The organism is Micromonospora sp. KC721 (assembly GCF_004348355.1).
GTDB lineage: Bacteria > Actinomycetota > Actinomycetes > Mycobacteriales > Micromonosporaceae > Micromonospora.
On record NZ_SMJY01000003.1, the window covers coordinates 1 to 19,953 of the forward strand.

The 19,953-nt window shown below is 67.7% G+C and carries 14 protein-coding genes; 11 read left to right on the plus strand and 3 right to left on the minus strand.

All coding sequences use genetic code 11. From position 1 onward, the window contains the following. Together E1182_RS00940 and E1182_RS00945 are read right to left on the minus strand one after the other, a co-directional pair. Positions 1-533: ricin-type beta-trefoil lectin domain protein (locus tag E1182_RS00940; RefSeq protein ID WP_371687498.1), on the minus strand; the 533-nt coding region annotated here is incomplete at its 3' end. 22 nt (positions 534-555) lie between these two features. Then, a complete protein-coding gene (locus E1182_RS00945; protein WP_132260687.1) occupies positions 556-4,104 on the minus strand; it encodes a ThuA domain-containing protein in 3,549 nt (1,182 codons plus the stop codon). 533 nt (positions 4,105-4,637) lie between these two features. Between E1182_RS00945 and E1182_RS00950 the strand changes: the two genes are divergently transcribed. The 7 genes from E1182_RS00950 to E1182_RS00980 all read left to right on the plus strand — a co-directional run bounded on the left by E1182_RS00950 (position 4,638) and on the right by E1182_RS00980 (position 14,455). Further along, complete coding sequence (locus E1182_RS00950) at positions 4,638-6,149, plus strand: sugar ABC transporter ATP-binding protein (protein ID WP_132260688.1); 1,512 nt, start codon at positions 4,638-4,640, stop codon at positions 6,147-6,149. 67 nt (positions 6,150-6,216) lie between these two features. Next, positions 6,217-7,191, plus strand: coding sequence for an ABC transporter permease (locus E1182_RS00955; RefSeq protein WP_132260689.1), 975 nt, complete (start codon positions 6,217-6,219; stop codon positions 7,189-7,191). Positions 7,192-7,193: 2 nt separating this feature from the next. Beyond that, on the plus strand, positions 7,194-8,177 hold the full coding sequence (locus tag E1182_RS00960; RefSeq protein ID WP_132260690.1) for an ABC transporter permease: 984 nt from the start codon (positions 7,194-7,196) through the stop codon (positions 8,175-8,177). Between the two features lie 10 nt (positions 8,178-8,187). Further along, a complete protein-coding gene (locus tag E1182_RS00965) occupies positions 8,188-9,372 on the plus strand; it encodes an ABC transporter substrate-binding protein (protein ID WP_243705948.1) in 1,185 nt (394 codons plus the stop codon). A gap of 6 nt (positions 9,373-9,378) precedes the next feature. Next, positions 9,379-10,248 carry a sugar phosphate isomerase/epimerase gene (locus tag E1182_RS00970; RefSeq protein ID WP_132260691.1) on the plus strand — a complete coding sequence of 290 codons (870 nt, stop codon included), beginning with the start codon at positions 9,379-9,381 and terminating at the stop codon, positions 10,246-10,248. A gap of 286 nt (positions 10,249-10,534) precedes the next feature. After that, the gene (locus E1182_RS00975) at positions 10,535-12,883 is read left to right on the plus strand and encodes an RICIN domain-containing protein (RefSeq protein ID WP_243705949.1); all 2,349 of its coding nucleotides are present in this window, start codon (positions 10,535-10,537) and stop codon (positions 12,881-12,883) included. A gap of 276 nt (positions 12,884-13,159) precedes the next feature. Beyond that, a complete protein-coding gene (locus E1182_RS00980) occupies positions 13,160-14,455 on the plus strand; it encodes a ricin-type beta-trefoil lectin domain protein (RefSeq protein ID WP_371687499.1) in 1,296 nt (431 codons plus the stop codon). A gap of 148 nt (positions 14,456-14,603) precedes the next feature. Here the strand turns inward: E1182_RS00980 and E1182_RS00985 are convergent, their stop codons facing one another. Continuing rightward, complete coding sequence (locus E1182_RS00985; RefSeq protein ID WP_132260692.1) at positions 14,604-15,374, minus strand: FadR/GntR family transcriptional regulator; 771 nt, start codon at positions 15,372-15,374, stop codon at positions 14,604-14,606. A 142-nt stretch (positions 15,375-15,516) separates the two neighbouring features. Between E1182_RS00985 and E1182_RS00990 the strand changes: the two genes are divergently transcribed. The 4 genes from E1182_RS00990 (at position 15,517) to E1182_RS01005 (ending at position 19,830) form a co-directional block, all read left to right on the plus strand. Beyond that, positions 15,517-16,785: an ABC transporter substrate-binding protein gene (locus E1182_RS00990; RefSeq protein WP_132260693.1), complete on the plus strand. Its 1,269-nt coding sequence runs from the start codon at positions 15,517-15,519 to the stop codon at positions 16,783-16,785. 189 nt (positions 16,786-16,974) lie between these two features. Continuing rightward, complete coding sequence (locus E1182_RS00995) at positions 16,975-17,775, plus strand: carbohydrate ABC transporter permease (RefSeq protein WP_243705950.1); 801 nt, start codon at positions 16,975-16,977, stop codon at positions 17,773-17,775. Next, on the plus strand, positions 17,775-18,602 hold the full coding sequence (locus tag E1182_RS01000) for a carbohydrate ABC transporter permease (protein ID WP_132260695.1): 828 nt from the start codon (positions 17,775-17,777) through the stop codon (positions 18,600-18,602). The genes E1182_RS00995 and E1182_RS01000 overlap by 1 nt, the downstream gene beginning before the upstream one ends. 28 nt (positions 18,603-18,630) lie before the next feature. Then, positions 18,631-19,830: a mandelate racemase/muconate lactonizing enzyme family protein gene (locus E1182_RS01005; protein WP_243705951.1), complete on the plus strand. Its 1,200-nt coding sequence runs from the start codon at positions 18,631-18,633 to the stop codon at positions 19,828-19,830. The last annotated feature ends 123 nt before the right edge of the window (positions 19,831-19,953 follow it).

Consider the following 19,953-nt stretch of genomic DNA (forward strand, 5'->3'; position numbering starts at 1 on the left):
GTGGGGGAGTTCCACTGCTGATTGGTGCCGCCGTGGCAGGACCAGAGAATGAGCCTCGTGCCGTTCGCCGTTCCGGCGCCGTTGGCATCCAGGCACAGCCCGGACTGTACTCCGCTGATCGTGCCGTTCGCGTTCACGTTCCACTGCTGGTTCGTGCCGCCGTGGCAGTCCCAGATGATGACGGCCGTGCCGTTGCTGGTGCCCCGACCGTTGGCGTCCAGGCACTTGTTGCCGTGCACCATCAGTTGCTTGCTCGAGGTGTAGGTCCAGGTCTGGCTCGTTGCTCCGGTGCAGTCCCACAGTTGCGCCTGGGTGCCATTGCCGGACCCTGAGACATCCAGGCAGCGTCCGGACTGGACGCCCATGACAGGGGCGCTCTGCCCAGGTTCAATGGGCGCCGCCACCGCGATACCGGCGACGGAGAGCAGGAGAAGGGTGGCGCCCAGCACAGACAGCGAACGCCGGGATCTCGAAACGACCATGTGGTGCCTCACGGTGTCGTAGGGAGGACGCTCCGGTGCGCGGGTGCGCACCGGAGCGGTCCCTCCGGATCGGCTATGCGGGGCTGAACCGCCACTGCTGGTTGGTGCCGCTGTGGCAGCTCCATTGGAGGAGGCGTGCACCGTCGGTGGTCGCGCCGCCGTTGACGTCGACGCAGAGCCCACTGGGGACACTCTTGACGGTGTAGACGCCCGATGTGGTGGTGGGTGTGACGAGGAACTTCTGCTGGTTGCTGTTGTTGCAGGTGAACTGTTGCAGGAACGCGCCCTGGGCGGTGGAGCCACCGGTCACGTCGAGGCATTTGTTGCTGTGCACAGCCTTCAGGTAGACGGCACCGCCTCCGGCGTCCACGGCCTGCCATTTCTGGTTGTTTCCGCCGGTGGCCGCCCACTGGACGATCTGGGCGCCGTCGGCGGTGGAGGCACCGTTGACGTCCATGTACTTGCTGCTGTGCTGCGCCGCCACGGTCCAGGTCCGGCCGGCCACGCCGCCGCCGGTGCTGGGCTCGCCGACCCCGGTGCCGCCGAACCTGAACGAGTCGAGGTCGAACCAGTTGGTCGCCGTGCCCTTGAACACCATGTAGAGCGTGTGCGTGCCGGCGAGGGCAGCGGTGTTCACCGCCGGCGTGGACTGGTAGTTCTCCCACCCGCCGGTGCTGGGCACCGGTGTGGTGGCCAGGAGTGTGCCGGTGGGTGAGTCGGCACGCAGTTCGATGGATCCACCGCCGCTCGGTGACGACAGTCGGTAGCTGACGTTGGTGATGCCCGACAGGCTCATCGGGTTGAACGCCACCCAGTCGTTGTTGGAGATATCGCCGATTCGCTTGCCGCTTTCGGCGCCGGCGTGGTCGATGACCCGTACACCGGATTGGCTGGTGTGGTACTCGGCTTGCTTGTGCTTGGGGTGCAGAATGGCTCTGGCCCTGCCGGTGAGCGGGGTCGCACCACCGGGCCCGCCGCTGTCGGTGTATCGGGCGTTGAGGACGTAGTACAGGTTGGCTCCGTCAGGGTGACCGCCGAGCAACTCGGTCGGGATGGTTCCCGAGCACCCCGGGTAGTCCGTGGTCTCGTGTTCGTGGTCGTCGTGGCCGAGAGCCGGGTTGACGAACACCTTGGTGCAGTCGATCACCCCGCCGTCCGGGTCGGTGACCGTGACGGTGTAGGGCACCTTGTCGCCGAAGGTGAGCATGCCACCGTTGACCGGCGCGGTGATGGTCACCACCGGCGCCGTGTTGCCGACGACGATCTGCACGTTGGCGAAGGCCGACTTGCCAGAGCTGTCAGTGACCTTGAGCTGGGCGGTGTAGTTGCCGTTGCTGGTGTAGGTGTGGGACGGGTTGGCCGCCGTGGAGGTGGCGCCGTCTCCGAAGGTCCACTGGTAGCGCAGTGTGTCACCGGGGTCCGGGTCTGCCGTGCCGGCGCTGTTGAACTGCACGGTCAGCGGTGCGGACCCGCTGGTGGGTGTGCCGGTGGCCTTGGCGACCGGTGACCGGCCGCCCTGGATGTAGTCGATGCGGTAGAGACCGGAGTCGTTGTTGCCGCCGCCGAAGCTGGAGCCCCATTCGACGAGGTACAGCGAGCCGTCCGGGCCGAACTCCATGTCCATGGGCTTGTTGAAGTTGCCGGCCGGCATGAAGGGGTTGGTCCGGGTGACCGCTGTGGCCGAGTCGAAGTGGACCTCCTTGATGTAATCGCGCTCCCACTCGTAGAAGAAGTGGACGCCGTCGTAGTAGGGCGGGAACTTGGTCTGTGACGGGTTTGCCGCGTTGTAGCGGTAGACCGGCCCGCCCATCGGTGCCGCGCCGTTGGCACCGAGCTCGGGGAAGGTCGGCGAGGTGCCGTAGCCGTACCACATGTTCGGTGCGACAACCGGCTTGAGGTTGGTCAGGCCGGTGTTGTTGGGGGAGTTGTTGACCGGTGCGTTGCAGTTGAACTTGGCGCCAACCACCCGGGTGTCCGGGTTGTAGGGCGCGTACGGTTGGTTGTCGCCGTGGCAGAACGGCCAGCCGTAGTTGCCGGGGGTCTTGATGACGTTGAGTTCGACAAGCCCTTCCGGACCGCGGTTCGTGGCGGGGCCGCCCCGGTCCGGGCCGTAGTCGGCCAGGTATACCCAGCCGGTCTGCGGATCGATGGAGAACCGGAACGGGTTGCGGAAGCCCATCGCGTAGACCTCTGGCCGGGTCTGCGCCGTGCCCTGCGGGTAGAGGTTGCCGGCCGGGATGGTGTAGCCACCGTTGGCCGAGGGCCGGATGCGCAGCAGCTTGCCACGCAGGTCGTTGGTGTTGCCGGCGGTCCGGGCGGCGTCGAGGTTGGTCTTACCGGGCCGCCAGTCCAGCGGGGCGTAGCCCTGCCAGTTGGGGTCGAGGTTCGGCGGGGTGTCGTCCCCGGTGCCGATGTAGAGGTTTCCGTCGGGGCCGAACTCGATGTATCCACCGGTGTGCCCGGGCTCGGGGAAGGTGCGATCCCGGTACGCGGGGATGTCGATGATGGTTACCTGGCTGGACATGTTCAGGGTGTCGCCGGTGAGGGTGAACCGGGAGACCCGGTTGATGTCGGTCGCGCTGCTCGCCGGTGAGTGGTACAGGTACACGTAGCCGTTGCTGGCGAAGTCGGGGTCGAGCGCCAGCCCGGTGAGGCCGTCCTCGCCGCCGGTGTAGACGCTCAGCGTGCCGGCCGTGACGGTGGTGTTCGTCGACGGCTTGAAGATCTTGAGTTGCCCGGCCCGCTGGACGTAGAGCACCCGCCCGTCCGGGGCGACCGCGAGGGCCATCGGGTCGGCGGTGTTGTCGTCGAGGGTGCGTTTCTCGAAGTTGCGCCACACGGTGCCGCCGCAGTCGCCGGGCTCGTTACCGGCCGCCCACTTGACACCGCCGAGGACGTGGTTGCGGAAGTTCGTCTCGCTGTAGGATGCGGCCGCGTGCCCCATGGCGGTGGCCCAGACCCGGCCGCCTGCGGTGTTGCGGCACCAGGAGATCGGGTGGTCGGGACCCATCGCGCGGGAGCCGGGGTTGTACGTGCGCTCGTCGGCGGTGACCAGGACGTGGACGTCGCCGCGCGGGTTGCGGTCGAAGTTGTACCACTCCTCGCTGCGGTTCCAACGGTCCGGCAGGCCGGCCGTCGACGGGTGTTTCTTGTCGGCGACGATGGCGGTACCGGGCAGTACGCCGGGGGAGTGCTCCGGCATGTGTGCGCCGGCGTTGATGGTCTGGTCCCACCACGGGTATTCGTTCTCGATACCCATGTCCGTGGCGTTGTGGATGGCGACGATGCCCTTGCCGCTGGCGAGGAATCCCTCCACCGCCTGGCGTTGGGCCGCCGTGGTCCACACCATGCCCGAGGTCTGGAACATGATGAGCACGTCGAAGGTCGCGAGGTTGGCCGGGGTGAAGACGCTGGCGTCTTCGGAATGGACGAGCTCGAAGTTGTCGGCCGCCGCTTGCTGCTGAAACATCGCGACGCCGGCGGGGATCGAGTCGTGCCGGTAGCCGGTTGTCTTGGTGAACAGCAGGGCGCGGAAGGCCGGAGCCGCCGACGCCGGTTGGACGAGCGCGAGCGACAGCAGCAAGCCCGCGATCGCCCCGAAGATCAGTGTTCTGCGATGCATACCGTCTCCTATTTCGGCGGGCAACGATGCCGCGACCACGGGCACGTGCGGGCGACACCTGCGATGCGCCAGGGTGGCCTGGTCGGGTCGAAGGCGTGCCTGTGCCGTCAGATCGTCATGCCGTCCGCCGTGACGGGCAGTCAGGTCCCTCGGGGAGGTAGCGCAGCGTCACATCAGGTGTGACCTTGTCCCGTGGTCTGCCGGGCCAGCATGCAGCTAGATATCGGAAAATGTCAATACGACTCTGGCGGGGTGGGTTGGATAACACATCCTTGCATAACGGTTTCGTTGTTGGTCGTCGAGGAGGCGGCGTCGACGGGTCGAACGGCGAACCTCGTTTTGTGGCGGGTGTCGTGGGATTGCCAGCGCTCATCAATGCATTTACCCTCTGGGTGCGATCTCTGACCGCATAAAGGCGAGGGTTCGCAGCTTTTCGGCCGAAGCTGCGGGCGGAGCCTGCTGTTTTGCGCGGTACGCGAACGACTCGACTGTCGATGACTCGATCCCGCTGACTACAGACGTAGGGGCCCGTGATGTCCGACCCGCTGCCGTCGCCGCTGCTTGTCCTCCGGGGGATCGGCAAGTCGTTCCTCGGCGTGCGGGTCCTCCAGGGCGTCGACCTCGATGTCGGACCGGGTGAGGTGCACGCCGTCGTCGGCGAGAACGGGGCCGGTAAGTCCACGCTCATGAAGGTGGTGTCCGGCGTGTACGCACCTGACGAGGGCAGGGTCGAGTTCACCGGCACACCGCGGACCTTCCACGGCCCGCGAGACGCCCAGCGGATCGGCATCGGCGTCGTGTACCAGGAGTTCAACCTGTTGCCCGAGCGCACCGTTGCCGAAAACGTGTATCTGGGCCGGGAGCCCTTGCGTCGTGGGTTCGTCGACCGCAGGGCGATGCTCAACCGCACCGCCGCGCTTCTCGCCTCGATCGGGGAGAGTGCACTGCCGGCCGACGCGCGCGTGGGGCAACTTGGCGTGGCACAACAGCAGGTGGTCGAGATCGTCAAGGCGCTCGCGCTCGACGCGCGGCTGCTCATTCTGGACGAGCCCACCGCGGCCCTGGCCGACCACGAGGTTCAGCAGCTCTACGCACTGGTACGGCGCTTGCAAGAGCGGCGGATAGGTGTGCTGTACGTTTCGCACCGCCTCAAGGAGGTCTTCGAGCTGTCCAGCCGGATCACCGTACTCAAGGACGGCCGCCGGGTGACGACACTGGACACGGCAGACACGAGCGTCGACGAACTGGTGCGACACATGGTCGGCCGGGAGCTGTCCAGCTACTACCCCGACCGTGCGCGGCCGGAGGAGCTCGGTCCGGTCCGCCTCAGCGTCCGGGCTGGAGGAAACCACAAGCTGCGCGGCATCGACCTGCGGCTGCGCGCTGGCGAAGTACTCGGCGTCGGTGGCCTGCAGGGCTCCGGCCGGTCGGCGCTGGCCCGCGCGCTGTTCGGCGTCTCGCCATTCACGACCGGCCAGATCACGCTCGACGGCGAGCCGGTCCGGCTCCGTTCGTCTCGCGCCGCGATGCGAGCCGGTATCGCCTATGTCACCGAGGACCGCAAGGGCGAGGGCATCGTCGCCGGGCAGTCGGTGCTGGACAACGCCCTGCTGGCCAGCCGTGCCGTCGTTCCGCGCTGGACTGGCCGCGGTGCCCGCGCCATCCGGTTCCGGGAACTGCTCGCCGCCGTTCAGGTGCGCGCCGCGGGGGAGGACCAGGAGATCCGTTTCCTGTCCGGCGGCAACCAGCAGAAGGTCGTACTGGCCAGGTGGCTCGCACTCAGTCCCAAGATCATGCTTTTCGACGAGCCGACCCGGGGCATCGACGTGGGATCCAAGTCGGCCATCCACGACCTCGTCCGCCAGCTCGCCCGCGACGGCGCGGCGGTACTGATGATCTCGTCCGAGCTGCCCGAACTGCTGGGCATGAGCGACCGAATCGTTGTCATGCGCGACGGCCGGATCGCCGGCGAACTACCCGCTGGCGCGACGGAGGAGGACGTCGTGGCGCTGGCGGTCGGCAGTTTGCGGGAGGTGTCCGCATGAGCGAGCGGATCATCGGGTACGGCGCGGGCGGAGCGTCACGGCCGCCCGCAGCGAAGCGGGGACGGGCATGAGCGACGTGTTGTCCCTGCCGGCCCGGCGGGCCTCGCTCGGCGTGTTCGGGGCGCTGGCCCTCACCCTGGCAACAGGTTGGCTCGTCGTCACGCTCGACGGCGGCCAGCTGTTCAGCTTGCCGACGACGGTGAGCCTGCTGCACGTCGCCGCCGGTCTCGGGCTCGTCGCCGTCGGGCAGACCCTGGTCATTGTCGGTGGTTCCCTCGATCTGTCCGTGGCGTACGTGGTCAGCCTCAGTACTCTCGTCACCGCCGAGACCATGGGCGGTGACAACGGGGCGCTGTTGCCGGCGATCGGCTTGGCGCTCGCGGTCAGCGCCGCGATCGGCCTCTTCAACGGCCTTCTGGTCACCAAGGCGCGGATGAACGCGTTCATCGCGACCGTCGGCGTCGCGCTGCTGCTGAAGGGATACCTCGACAACGGCTACGACGGCCCGGCCGGCAAGACCGCCCCCGTGCTGGTGCAGAGCCTTGGCTACCAGCGCGTCGGACCGGTGCCCGTGTCGTTCCTGTTGCTGCTCGCCGTCGCCGCCGCGGCCTGGTTCGCGCTCGCCCGCACCCGCTTCGGCCACCACCTGCTCGCCGTGGGCGGTGACCCGGAGGTCGCCCGGCTCTCCGGGGTGCGCAACAGCCGCGTCCTCGTCACCGCCCACGTACTGTGCTCGCTGTGTGCCGGCCTCGCCGGGGTCTACCTCGCCAGCCGGCTCGGCTCGGGTGCGCCGCGGGTGGGCACCGAGGGCCTGTACGACCTGGAGTCGATCGCCGCGGTGGTCCTCGGTGGCGCCGCCCTGGCCGGCGGGCGCGGTGGGGTGGTCGGCACCGTCGGCGGCGTGCTGTTGCTCGCCAGCATCGACGCGATCTTCAACCAGCTCGAGGTCGATGCCTTCTTCAAGCAGGTGATCCGTGGCGTGATCATCATCGCGGCGGTCGCCATCTACGCCCGGCGGGCCCTGCGGAAGGCGGCGTTCTAGCCATGCACACCATCGAGCGTCGCCCGCTTCCGTCGCGGCTCCTACGGATTCGCCCCGGCAGCGTCCTACCCATCGTCGCCGTCCTCGCGGTGCTGGTGGTCCTGCTCACCATACGACAACCCGACTTTCTCTCCCCACCGTCACTGATGTCGTTCCTCGGCCGCTCCACGCCGATCATCCTGCTCGCCGCCGGCCAGTACTTCGTGATCGTCTCGGGCGAGTTCGACCTGTCCGTCGGTTCCCTGGTCACCGCGCAGGTCGTCGTGGCCTCCCGGCTCATCGACAGCGAGCCGTCTCGCACCTGGCCGGTCGTCGTGCTGCTCCTCGTCTTCGGCGCCATCGTCGGCCTGGTCAACGGCCTGGTCACGACGCGGTTGCGGGTGCCCTCGTTCATCACCACCCTCGGCATGTTCCTGATCCTCGTCGGCGCGGTTTACCTGTGGTCCGACGGCGCCCCGAAGGGTGGGCTCTCCGAGGAGTTCCGGCGGTTCGGCCGGCGTGCGTTCGAGGATGTGCCTGGACTGGGCCGCATACCGTACGCGCTCCTGGTTCTGATCGTCGCGGTCGGACTGGCCGTGATCCTGACCCGCTCCGACTTCGGCCGGACCCTGGTCGCCGTCGGCGGCAACCCGCGGACCGCCCAGCTCAGCGGCGTACGGGTCTGGCGTGCCAAGACCATCGCATTCGTCCTCAGCGGACTGGCGGCAGCCGTCGCGGCGATCCTGATCGGCGGGTACAGCGGTGTCTCGTTCCAGGCCGGCGCCGGCCTGGAGTTCGGCGCGATCACCGCAGTCGTCCTCGGCGGCGTCGCTCTCGGCGGTGGTCGCGGCTCGGTCGTCGGCGCGATGCTCGGCGCGCTGACCCTCGAGACGCTCTTCGCGCTGATGAACTTCTACGGCGTCTCTGGCGCCCTCAGATCGACCGTCCAGGGCGCGATCATCCTGCTCGCCGTGGCGGTTTCGTCCGTGCGTTCCTCGTCCAGGTAAAGGGGATTCCGTGAGACCTTCCATAGCAGCCCTGGCCGTCGGCGCCCTGCTCGCGCTCGCCGGCTGTGCCACCGACGAACCGACCGCCCCCGCATCGAGCGCCACGTCCGAGGCCACCGGGTCCGGCACCGGGGAACAGTCGAAGTTCTTCGTGCAGGCCGACTACGACAACGAGCTCGCACTCCTCGACGCCCAGCCCACCGGGCCGGCCGGCAAGCCGTGGGAGCAGGCGCTCAACCCGAAGATGGCGGACACCGCGAAATTCAAGAAGCCCGGGCCGTACAAGATCTGCTTTTCCAACGCCGGGTTGAACAACCCCTGGCGGCAGGTCGGATTCAAGACCATGCAGGCCGAGGTCGACACGCATCGGGACCGGATCAGCGAGTTCGTCCACGTCGACGCCGAGGGCAAGGACCAGAAGCAGATCGCGGACATCAACGATCTGCTCGGTAGGGGATGTCACGCGCTCATCGTCTCGCCGAACACCACCGCCACGCTCACTCCGGCCGTCGAGGCCGCCTGCCGGAAGGGTCTACCGGTCATCGTCTTCGACCGCGGCGTCGACACGAGCTGCCCGGTGACGTTCATCAACCCGATTGGCGGCTACGGCTTCGGCCACGTCTCTGCCGAGTTCGTCGCCCAGAAGATGAAGCCGGGCGGCAAGGTGCTCGCGTTGCGTATCCTGCCCGGCGTCGACGTGCTGGAAACCCGTTGGTCTGCGGCGAAGGTCGCCTTCGACAGGGCCGGCGTCAACGTGGTCGGCGTCGAGTTCACCGACGGCGACCCGGCCAAGACCAAGAAAATCGTCGACGACTACATCCAGCGGTACGGCACGATCGACGGTGTCTGGATGGATGCGGGGGCGGTCGCGGTCGCCGCGGTCGAAGCGTTCCTGGACGCGGGCAAGCCCGTGCCACCGATCAACGGTGAGGATCAGCTCGACTTCCTGAAGCTGTGGAAGGACAAGAAACTCACCGCGATCGCGCCGACGTACCCGACCTATCAGTGGCGGACTCCGGTCATCGCCGCGCTGAGGATCCTCGACGGCGAAGCCGTGCCCGACCCGTGGAAGCTGCCGCAGCCGGTCATCACCCAGGACAACCTGGACCAGTACCTGGACCCTGGCATGCCGCCGCTGCACTACGCGATGTGCGGCTGCACCGACCTGCCGGGTTACCCACAGCGCTGGAAGTAGGCGGCGATGCGCGCCATCGGCATCAGCCCGTGGGTGTGGGCCTCGCCGGTCACCGACGCGGTCCTCGCCGAATTGGTCCCACGCATCGCCGCGTTCGGCTTCGACGCGGTCGAGTTGCCGATCGAGCAACCCGGCGACTGGGATCCGGTGCGTACCCGTGATCTGCTCGCGGCGCACCAGCTCCGCGCGGCGGCCGTCTGTGCGGTCACCTCGCCTGGGCGTGATCTCGTGAACGCCGCACCGGACGTGATCGAGGCGACCGCGGCGTACCTCAGGTACTGCGTGGACAGCGCGGCGGCCATCGGGGCCGCATGCGTCGGAGGCCCTGTCTACGCCGCGGTCGGGCGTACCTGGCGCATGTCTGCCACAGCTCGGGTGGCCTGCTACGCGGACTTCCGCCGGGCACTGGCGCCGGTGGCCGACCATGCCGGGGAGCGGGGCGTGAGCATCGGCGTGGAGGCGCTCAACCGGTACGAGACGAGCGTCGTGAACACCGTCGAGCAGGTGGTGGAACTGATCGACGGCCTCCCGCCGAACGTCGGCCTCATGATCGACACGTATCACATGAACATCGAGGAGGCTGACCCCTACGCCGCACTCGCCCTCGCCGGTCCGCGAATCAAGCACGTCCAGGTCAGCGGCACCCACCGGGGTGCCCCCGGCACGGATCACTTCGACTGGCCCCGCTTCTTCGCCGCGCTGGCCGAGGCCGGCTACCGCGGCGCCGTCTGCATCGAGTCGTTCACCGCGCAGAACGAGGCCATCGCCACTGCCGCCTCGATCTGGCGCCCGCTCGCCCCGTCGCAGGACGCCCTCGCCCGCGACGGGTTGTCCTACCTCCAAAGGGTCATCGAGGGATCGACAACTATCACTTGACGTGGAAAGCGGCGACGCCTAAAGTTCGCCCTAACGTCATACGTCATATGTATCTTTCACCGCTGGTGGAGACCGCGGTTGCGGCCTCGACCTGTCTCGGCCCCGACCCGTCGGACGGCTCGCCACCGTCCGGCGGTCGGCGTCGGCGAAGCGGATCTCACAGCCCCGCCCGTCCCGAGACCCGGCCACATCGAGGCCGGGTTGGCCCGGGTGCCGCACTGCGGGATCGCCCCTCCCCGCCCCACCGTCAGGAGGAGTCTCGTTGTTTGTGTCATCGTCCTTCGCGGTGCGAAAACACCTGCTGGCCGCATTCTCCACGGCGGCGTTGACCGCCACCGCCGTCGTGGCCTCCGCCGCGCCCGCCTCGGCGGCCCCCACGACCCTCTATGCCTCCCCGTCCGGCACCGGCACCGTCTGTTCCAGCGCGCAGCCGTGCTCGCTGACGGCGGCGCAGGCCGCGGTGCGGTCGCTGAACGACGCGATGTCGGACGACATCGTGGTGCAGTTGGCCGACGGTGTGTACCGGCTGTCGGCACCGTTGCGGCTGACCGCCGACGACTCGGGCTCCAACGGTCACACGATCGTATGGCGGGCGGCCCCTTCGGCACGCCCGGTGATCAGCGGGGCCCGGGCGGTCACCGGATGGTCACTGGCCGACGCGGGTCGGAACATCTGGCGGGCCAACGTTGGCACCGGCATCGACGCCCGGCAACTGTACGTCGACGGCGCGGTCGCCACCCGTGCGCGTGTACAGGTGAACCGGGCGGACTTCACCGCCTCCACCGTCGGGATGAGGTTCTCCAACGGTGCCTTGAGCTATCTGAACAACCTGGCCAACCAGAACCGGGTCGAGATGGAGAGCGTCAACTCGTTCACCGACCGGTACTCGCCGGTGCAAAGCATCAGCGGAAACCTCATCACGATGCAGCAGCCCGCGTGGAACAACAACAACTTCGGCTACGACACCTTCACCAGCCCGCACCGGGCCGGCCCGCTGTACCTGACCAATGCGTACGAGTTCCTCGATGTGCCGGGCGAGTGGTATCTCAACCCGGGGACGGGTGTTCTGTTCTACATTCCGCTCGCCGGCCAGAACATGAGCACCGTCAGCGTGGAGCTGCCGACGCAGCAGTCCCTCGTGAGTATCGGGGGTACCTACGACGCGCCGGCGCATCACATCACGTTCAGCGGGATCACGTTCACCGGTACGAGCTGGTTGGGTCCCAGCAGCAACCAGGGCTACGTCGACCAGCAGACCGGCGCCTACCTCGCCGGGAACTGGAGCTGGCCCAGCTTCTCGTCATGCCACAACGGCTGCCCCCAGTTCGAGGCCGCCCGACCGCACTGGTTCCAGATGCCCGCCGCGGTGCAGATCTCCGCAGCCAACTCCATCACCCTCACCGACTCCCGGTTCGTGAACCTGGGCCAGACGGCCATCGGCGTCGGCAACGACGCGAACGCGCACGCGAGCGGGGTGGGCCTGGGCGCCAGGAACATCACCATCACCCGGTCCGAGATCGCCAGAAGCTCAGCCGGTGGCATCCTGGTCGGCGGCGTTCGCGCCGACGCGCACCACCCCAGCGACCAGCGGATGGTCAACCGGGACATCACCATCAGCAACAACCGCATCCACGACCTCGGGGCGGACTACCGGGGCATCGTCTCTGTCCTGACCACCTACGTCACCAACGCCACCGTCTCCCACAACGAGGTCTACAACATGCCGTACTCCGGTATGTCGATCGGCTACGGCTGGGGCTCCAACGACGCCGGCGGCAGCAACCACTACGCCAACCGCGGCCTGTACAACTACCAGCCGCGGTACACCACACCCACCACCGCCGCCAACAACCGGCTCATCGGCAACTACATCCACGACGTGATGCAACAGATGAACGACGGCGGATGCATATACACGCTCGGATGGAACCCGGACGCGCTGATCAGCGGGAATCACTGCCTGCGGACCAACGGCTACTTCGGGGTCTACTTCGACGAGGGCTCGAAGTACTACACCGCCACCAACAACGTCTTCTCGAACACCGGTACGTGGGCGACAGCCAACTACTGGGGTGGCGAGAACATGGGCAACTGGACCGTCACCAACAACTGGTCGACCAACGGCAGCACCAATATCACCAACGGCGACCGTGGCAACGTCGTCTACGGCAACGTCACCGTCACCAACGGCAACTGGCCGTCGGGCGCCCAGGCCGTGATGGCGTCCGCCGGGCCGCAGGACGGCACCACCCCGCCGAACGGCCGGATCGTGGGTGTGCAGTCGGGACGGTGCCTGGACGTGCCGGGCGCCACCAACGGCACCCAGGTCCAACTGTGGGACTGCACCGGTGCCGCGAACCAGACCTGGACCCAGACGTCGAGCAAGCAGCTCATGGTGCACGGCACCAAGTGTCTGGACGCCAACGGGCAAGGCGTCAGCAACGGCACAGCCGTCATCATCTGGGACTGCAACGGCCAGGCCAACCAGCAGTGGAACGTCAATGCCAACGGCACCATCACCGGCGTCCAGTCCGGGCTGTGCCTGGACGCCAGCGGTGCGGGTACCGCCAACGGCACCAGGATCCACCTCTGGTCCTGTCACGGCGGCACCAACCAGCAATGGGCGATGCGATAGCCGGAGTCACGTCACCGAACTTGGCTGACGTATAGAGGGAGCCGACGCGAGTGTGCCTCGCCAAGGGCGTGTGGGTCGGTCGCGCGACCGACCCACACGGTGGAGCACTTCCTCTCATCCTGCTCGCCCTCCGGGCCGGCGAGCTGCCCGTCAGACGGGTGTGCGCCGCGACGAACTACGGAAACAGCGGTGAGACCCGTGTCGAGTCATACCTCCGATAAAGGAGACACGGTCGTGTTGCTTCGCAAACTCTCCGTCCCCTGGATAGGGGCGATGATGGCTGTCATGATGGCGGCCGCCGTCGGGATGTACGTCGTCACGACTGTCACATCCGCGGCCGCCGCCACCACCGCGGGCTGCGGCAAGGCTCCAGGGCTGAACAGCGGCACCCACACCATCCAGAGCAGCGGCAAGAGCCGCAGCTTCATCCTTCGGCTCCCGGACAGCTACAACAACAACTATCCCCACCGGCTTGCCTTCGGGTTCCACTGGTGGGGCGGCACCGCCAACGACGTCGCGTCCGGCGGGAGCGACGGATACGCCTGGGCCTACTACGGCATGCTCTCGCAGTCGAACAACACCACGATCTTTGTCGCCCCGCAGGGAATCGGCAACGGCTGGGCCAATTCCAACGGTGAGGACGTCACCTTCACCGACGACATGATCCGCGTGATCGAGAATGCTCTGTGTGTCGACACGACACAACGGTTTTCGGTCGGGTTCAGTTACGGCGGGGCGATGAGCTACTCGCTGGCGTGCTCCCGACCCACCATGTTCCGCGCGGTCGCCGCGATCGCGGCACCTGGGCCGATCAGCGGATGCAGCGGCGGCACCCAGCCAGTGGCGTACATGGGCATCCACGGCATCAACGACAACATCCAAAGCGGACGATCGCTGCGCGACAGGTTCGTCAGGAACAACGGTTGTGCCGCGCAGAACGCACCCGAACCCGCGGCGGGCAGCCGGACCCACATCACCACCACCTACTCGTGCCGGACCGGGTACCCGGTGGTCTGGGCCGCGTTCGACGGCGGCCACCAACAAGGCCCCGTCGACGGGTGTGCCGGCTGTGAGAGCGGCGCGAGGAGCTGGGTCAAGCCGGAGGTGTGGCGGTTCTTCACCCAGTTCGGGTCCACTCCGCCACCGAGCACCCCGCCGCCATCGAGCACACCGCCCGGCGCGCAGAACGTGATGATCGCGGGTAGCCAGGCCGGCCGTTGCGTCGACATCCCTGGTTCCAGCACCAGCAACGGCACTCGGGTACAGCTGTGGGACTGCCACGGTGGCACCAACCAGCGCTGGACCCACACCGCCAACCGCACCCTGACCGCCCAGGGCAACAAATGCCTGGATGCCAGCGGGGCGGGCAGCGGCAACGGTACCGCCGTGATCATCTGGGACTGCCACGGCGGCGCCAACCAGCAGTGGAACCTGAACGCCAACGGGACCATCACCGCGGTCCAGTCGGGGCTGTGTCTCGACGCCGTCGGTTCCGGCACGGCGAACGGGACGCAACTTCACCTCTGGGCCTGCCACGGCGGCGCCAACCAGCAGTGGAGCCTGCGGAACTGACAGTATTCGAGGCCAGGCAACCGACGGATCCGCGTGCCACCGGAACACCGTGGCTGCTGAACCACCCGGACAGCAGTGACGGTGTTCCAGTCGCGCCCCCGTACGGTCGTGGCGCACCGACTGGGCTGACCGCGTTAACCGCGCGTGCCTAGCGCCGCAGGCGGGTCGGCTCGCCCGGTCCGCTGCGGCGCACCACCCAGGCCTCGGTGATGTGGGTGAACATCGTCTCGGCGGCACCGGCTGGGTCGTGGGCGGCGATCCGCTCGTAGATGCGCCGGTGGCCGTGGTTGGACGCCACGCACAAGGCGCGCTCGGTGCGGCCCACGTAGCGGGCCGTGTTGATGACCTGGCTTTCCAGGGCGCGTACGACGGCGCGGGCGATGCGGTTTCCCGACGCCTGCATGACGGTGTCGTGGAACATCCGGTCGTGGTTGTGGTAGGAATCGGGGTCGTCGACGAGTTCGTCCATCTGGTCGACCAGTGCGCGCAGCCGTTCGACGGTCTCGTCGTCGGCCAGCCGGGCGGCGAGGTTCGCCATGTCGGACTCCAGCACGCGGCGGGTGACGACCAGGTCGTCGAGAATGGCGAGGCTCTCGTCCTCGGCGATGGTGGCGCCGAGGACGAGTTGGTCGAGCATGTTCCACATCGCCGGTGGGGTGACCATTGTGCCGGTGCCTTGGCGGACCTGCACCAGCCCCTTCTCCTGAAGGATCTTCACCGCCTCGCGCACGACGGTGCGGCTGACCGAGAAGGTCTCGCAGAGCACCGGCTCGGGTGGTAGCGGCGAACCCGACGGATGGATCCCGCGGACGATGCGCTGCACCAGTTCGGCCGTGACCGCGGTGGCGAGGTTGGCCGGTCGCCGAGTCCAGGCAGGGGGCCCGGCGACGCCCGTGGCCCACTTCGCTGCTGCCGTCATATCACCCTCCGAGACCCGTGGGCACATCACGAGCGCTCATCACTATACGCCAATGCGTTGACGTCATACGTCATACGAGTTACGTTCCCGTGTGATCCTCCGCCAACGGCCGGTCCCGGCCACCTCCGGAGAGGAAACAGCGATGAAGCAATGGGCACGGTGGTCGGTGGTCCTGGTTGCCGGGCTGGCCTTGGTCGGCTGTGGTAGTGCCTCAGAATCGGACTCCTCATCCGGTGGTTCGGACGGCAAACTCGTCGTCTGGGACTGGAAGTCGGGCGACCCCTCTGCGGCCTCATACATTGAGAGGGCGAAGGCCGACTTCGCCAAAAAGCATCCGGGCGTGACGGTCGAGTTCGTCGCGCAGCCCTTCGAGCAGTACTACACCCTGCTCGGTGCCGCCATTCAGGCCGGCAAGGGACCGGACGTCATGCTCTTCAACGGCGGCGGGCAGATCCGCGACCGGGTGGATTCGCTGGTGCCACTGGACGAATACGTCGGCGATGACAAGCAACGGCTGGCGGGGTGGGAGGCATTCGCCCGGGACGGCAAAACCTACGCCGCCCCGGTGACCCTGCAGGGTCACCCGATCTACTACAACAAGTCGCTCTACCAGAAGGCTGGGCTGGACCCGGAGCGGCCGGCCGCCAACTGGAACGAGTTCGTCGCGAACTGTCAGGCCATCACCAAGGCAACCGGAGCGAAGTGCTTCGCGCAGGGGAACAAGGAAGGCATCGGCATCCAGTTCTTCCTGTCCGGCCTGGCCTCGGGCGTCCTCTCGCCGCAGGAGTACGACGACTGGATAGCCGGCAAGCGCAACTGGACGTCGCCGGGCGTCAAGCGGGTCTTCTCGCTGTGGAAAGAGGTCAACGACCAGGGCCTGAACAACGACGGGGCCAACTCGACGGCGATGTTCAACGACGCGTTCGCGGTGTTCCAGTCTGGCAAGGCCTCGCATGTGATCGGCCTGATGTCGGACATCGGGCACTGGAAGGACTTCGCCGAGTTCCTCGACGCCCGCAACGTCGGCGTCATGACGTCACCGGTCGTGACGGCCGGCACCACCCCGAGCCTTCCCTACGATGGCGGTATCGGCTACGCGGTCGCGAAATGGACCAAGGACCCGAAGGTCGCCGCCGACCTGGTGCGGTCGTTGACCTCGACCGACGCGCTGAAGGTGTTCTACGCCGACGCGGGGGCGATCGCCTCGGACACCACGATCGACGTGTCCAGCGCCGGTCCGGCCGTCGCGACGATCGTGTCGGAGATCAAGGACGGTAAGCCGGCCCTGCACGTGGCCCTGTCATCCAAGACGCTGGACCTGATGGGACGGCTGTCGCAGCAGCTGCTGAGCGGATCGGTCACGGTGGACAAGGCGGTAGACGAGCTGGCCAAATCCGACCAGGCGGGTTGATCCGTGTCGCTTCGGAGCTCGTCGCCGCCGGCTCACCCGGCCGACGCCGCGGGGGCCGACGGGCCACCCACCGGACACAGAGGGGCTCGTCGCGCGGCTGCGGCTCGCTCACGCCGTCCGTCCGGCGGCCGACGCACCGAACGTCTGGCACCATATGTCCTGGTCGCTCCCGCCGTCCTGATCATCGTCGTGCTGCGGCTGTGGCCGCTGCTGCTGGGCGTCAACTTCTCCTTCACCGGCGACGGTGAGCGCAACGGCACCACGGTCGGCCTCGACAACTACCGCGACCTGCTCGAGGATCCGCTGTTTCGCGGCGCACTGCGCAATGTGGGACTGCTGGTACTGCTGCTGCCGATCGCCGTCGCCATCCCGGGCCTGCTGGCCACGTTCATCTACCTCCGCGTACCGGGGCATCGGTTCTTCCGCGGCGTGTACTTCTTCCCGGCCGTACTCTCGCCGGTGATCGTCGGCGCGATCTTCAACCTGCTGCTGGCCTTCGATGGTCCGTTGAATGCCGTCCTCGGCGGTATCGGCATCGGACCGGTCGACTGGCTGGGCGACCCACGCGCGGCCATAGTCACGGTCGTGGCCGTGCACGTCTGGGCGACCTTCGGCATGGCTCTGGTGGTGTTCCTGGCCGGTTTCGCCACCCTGGACGGCGCGCTGCTGGACGCCGCCCGGGTCGACGGGGCCTCGCTTGCGCAGACCATCCGGCACGTCATCATTCCCGGCCTGTCCCGGACCATCCAGTTCGTCTTCGTGACCACGATGATCGGGATGCTGACGTCGATGTTCGGTCTGCTCTACATCATGACCAGCGGCGGCCCGGAGGGGTCGACCTACCTGCCGGAGTACTACATCTGGATCCAGCAGGGCCAGATGAACCGCCCCGCACTGGCCTCGGCCGCCTCGACGGTCCTGTTCCTGATCATGGTCGTTTTCGGCCTGTTGCAGCTCAGCCTGCTGCGCCGGAGCGGAAGGACGGAGTGATGTCGCGGATCCGGTGGGGCAGGTGGCTGCTGGCCGTGCCGATGGCGGCGCTGGCCCTGGCAACGATGTATCCGCTGGTCTTCACCGCCAACGTGGCGATGAAGACCCGCCGCGAGTACATCCTCGACCGGTTCTCGCTGGCCAGCGCGTTGCGGTGGGAGAACATCGCCGCGGCGTGGCACAGCGTGGGCATGGCCCGCTACCTCCTGAACTCGGTCGCCGTGGTGACCTGCTCCGTAGCGCTGCTGCTGCTGATCGGGTCGATGGCCGGATTCGCGCTGAGCCAGCTGCGCTTCCGCGGCTCATCGACACTGTTTCTGGTTTGCCTCGTGGCGCTGTTCATCCCGTTCCAGGTGATCATGGTGCCGCTGGTGAGGATCATGGCCGAGGGCGGCCTGACGGACACCTATCCCGGACTCGTCCTTGCCTATGTCGCTCAGTTCCTGCCGTTCACGGTCTTCCTGATGACCAGCTACTACCGGGGCGTGCCGACCGAGATCGTGGACGCCGCGCGGATCGACGGAAGCACACCGTACGGCGTCTACCGGCGGATCATGCTGCCGATGGGTGCCCCGGCGCTGCTGTCGGTGGGCATTCTCGACGCGTTGTTCTGCTGGAACGACGTGCTCATCTCCCTGCTGCTGATGCCGTCGGCCGATCACCGCACGCTGATGGTCGGCGTCACGTCGCTGCGCGGCCAGTACTCCGACGACATTCCCACCTTCGCGGCAGGCGTCCTCATCGCCGCGGTACCGGTGCTGGTCACGTACCTGTTCCTGCAGCGCCAGATTGCCGACGGGATGACGGCCGGCTCGACGAAAGGCTGACATGCGGATCACCGGATACCGGACCTTGATGACGGTGCAGAAGTGGGGTCGCGCGGTGGGCGACGCCAACGGCGTCTACCCCGACGGCATCATGCCGGTGCCGATCATCATGGTGGAGACGGACGAGGGAATCACCGGAGTCGGCCTGGGAGCGCACGTGGAAGCCGATGCCGTCTTCGCCGCCATCGACGGCGAGGATCCTCGGGCGGTGACCGCGCTCTACGATCGCATGCTGCGTCAGACCTTCAAGGCCGGCCACGCCGGCGTCGTGTTCGGCACGATCGGCGCGTTCGACACCGCACTGTGGGACATCAAGGCACAGGTCGCCGGCGAGCCGCTGTGGAGGCTTCTCGGCGGCCGGGACCGGACCGTCCACGCCTACGCCTCCGGCCTGGACTTCGCCCTGACCGACGACGAGCTCGTCGCCACGTATGAGGCATACGGACGACGCGGGCTGCGCGCCGCGAAACTGAAGGGCGGCCTGGACATCGAGCGGGACCGGCACCGGTTGATGCTCGTGCGCGACGTGCTGACCGAGGCGGCGCGCGGGGTGCGGCCGGGGCTGATGCTGGACGCGAACGAGTCCTGGAGCCGCAAACAGGCGGTCCGCCATATCAGCGAGATCGAACGCACGCTGGACCTGACCTGGATCGAGGAGCCGGTCCGGCGCTGGGACGCCGACGGCCTCGCCGCGGTCAGCCGCGGCGTTCGCACGTCGGTCGCCAGCGGGGAGAACCTGACCGGGCTGGAGCAGTTCCGCCCGCTGATCGCCGCCGGCAGCCTCGACATCGTCCAGACCGCCGCAGTTTGGGGAGTCACCCATTTCCTGCGCGTGTCCGCGCTGGCCCAGGCCCACGACCTGCCGGTCAGCCCGGTCGGAAACACGCCTGTCGCTCTGCTGCACGCGGCGACCTCGGTGCCCAACCACATCGCCAGCGAGCTGCAGGACCTTGAGCCGCCCGTCGGGCTGGACGTGGACGTGGACGTCGAAGACGGCGCTTTCATCCTGGGCGACTCGCCGGGCCTGGGAATCCGGGTGGACGAGGTCGCGATCACCGCCGCCCGTGGAGAAAGGAAATTCATGCCCGGTGGGCCACAGGTACGACCGGAACAGGCCGGCCGGCGGCTGCTCGCGGTCGATCGTGGCGGGGCCACGCTCCTGCCGCCATCCGTCGATGGCCGCCCGGTCCTGGTCGCCGCCGAGACGCCGTGGGTCGACCGACGCTGACCTCCGCCGAGCTCGCCGCCGGGACCAGGCCAAGCCCCACAGGAAGGAAAGTCGCCGTGGCATCGCCCGCGACCGGAGTGTTCGGTCCATGCGCAGGCAACACGCACGCGCAGGCGTCAGAGG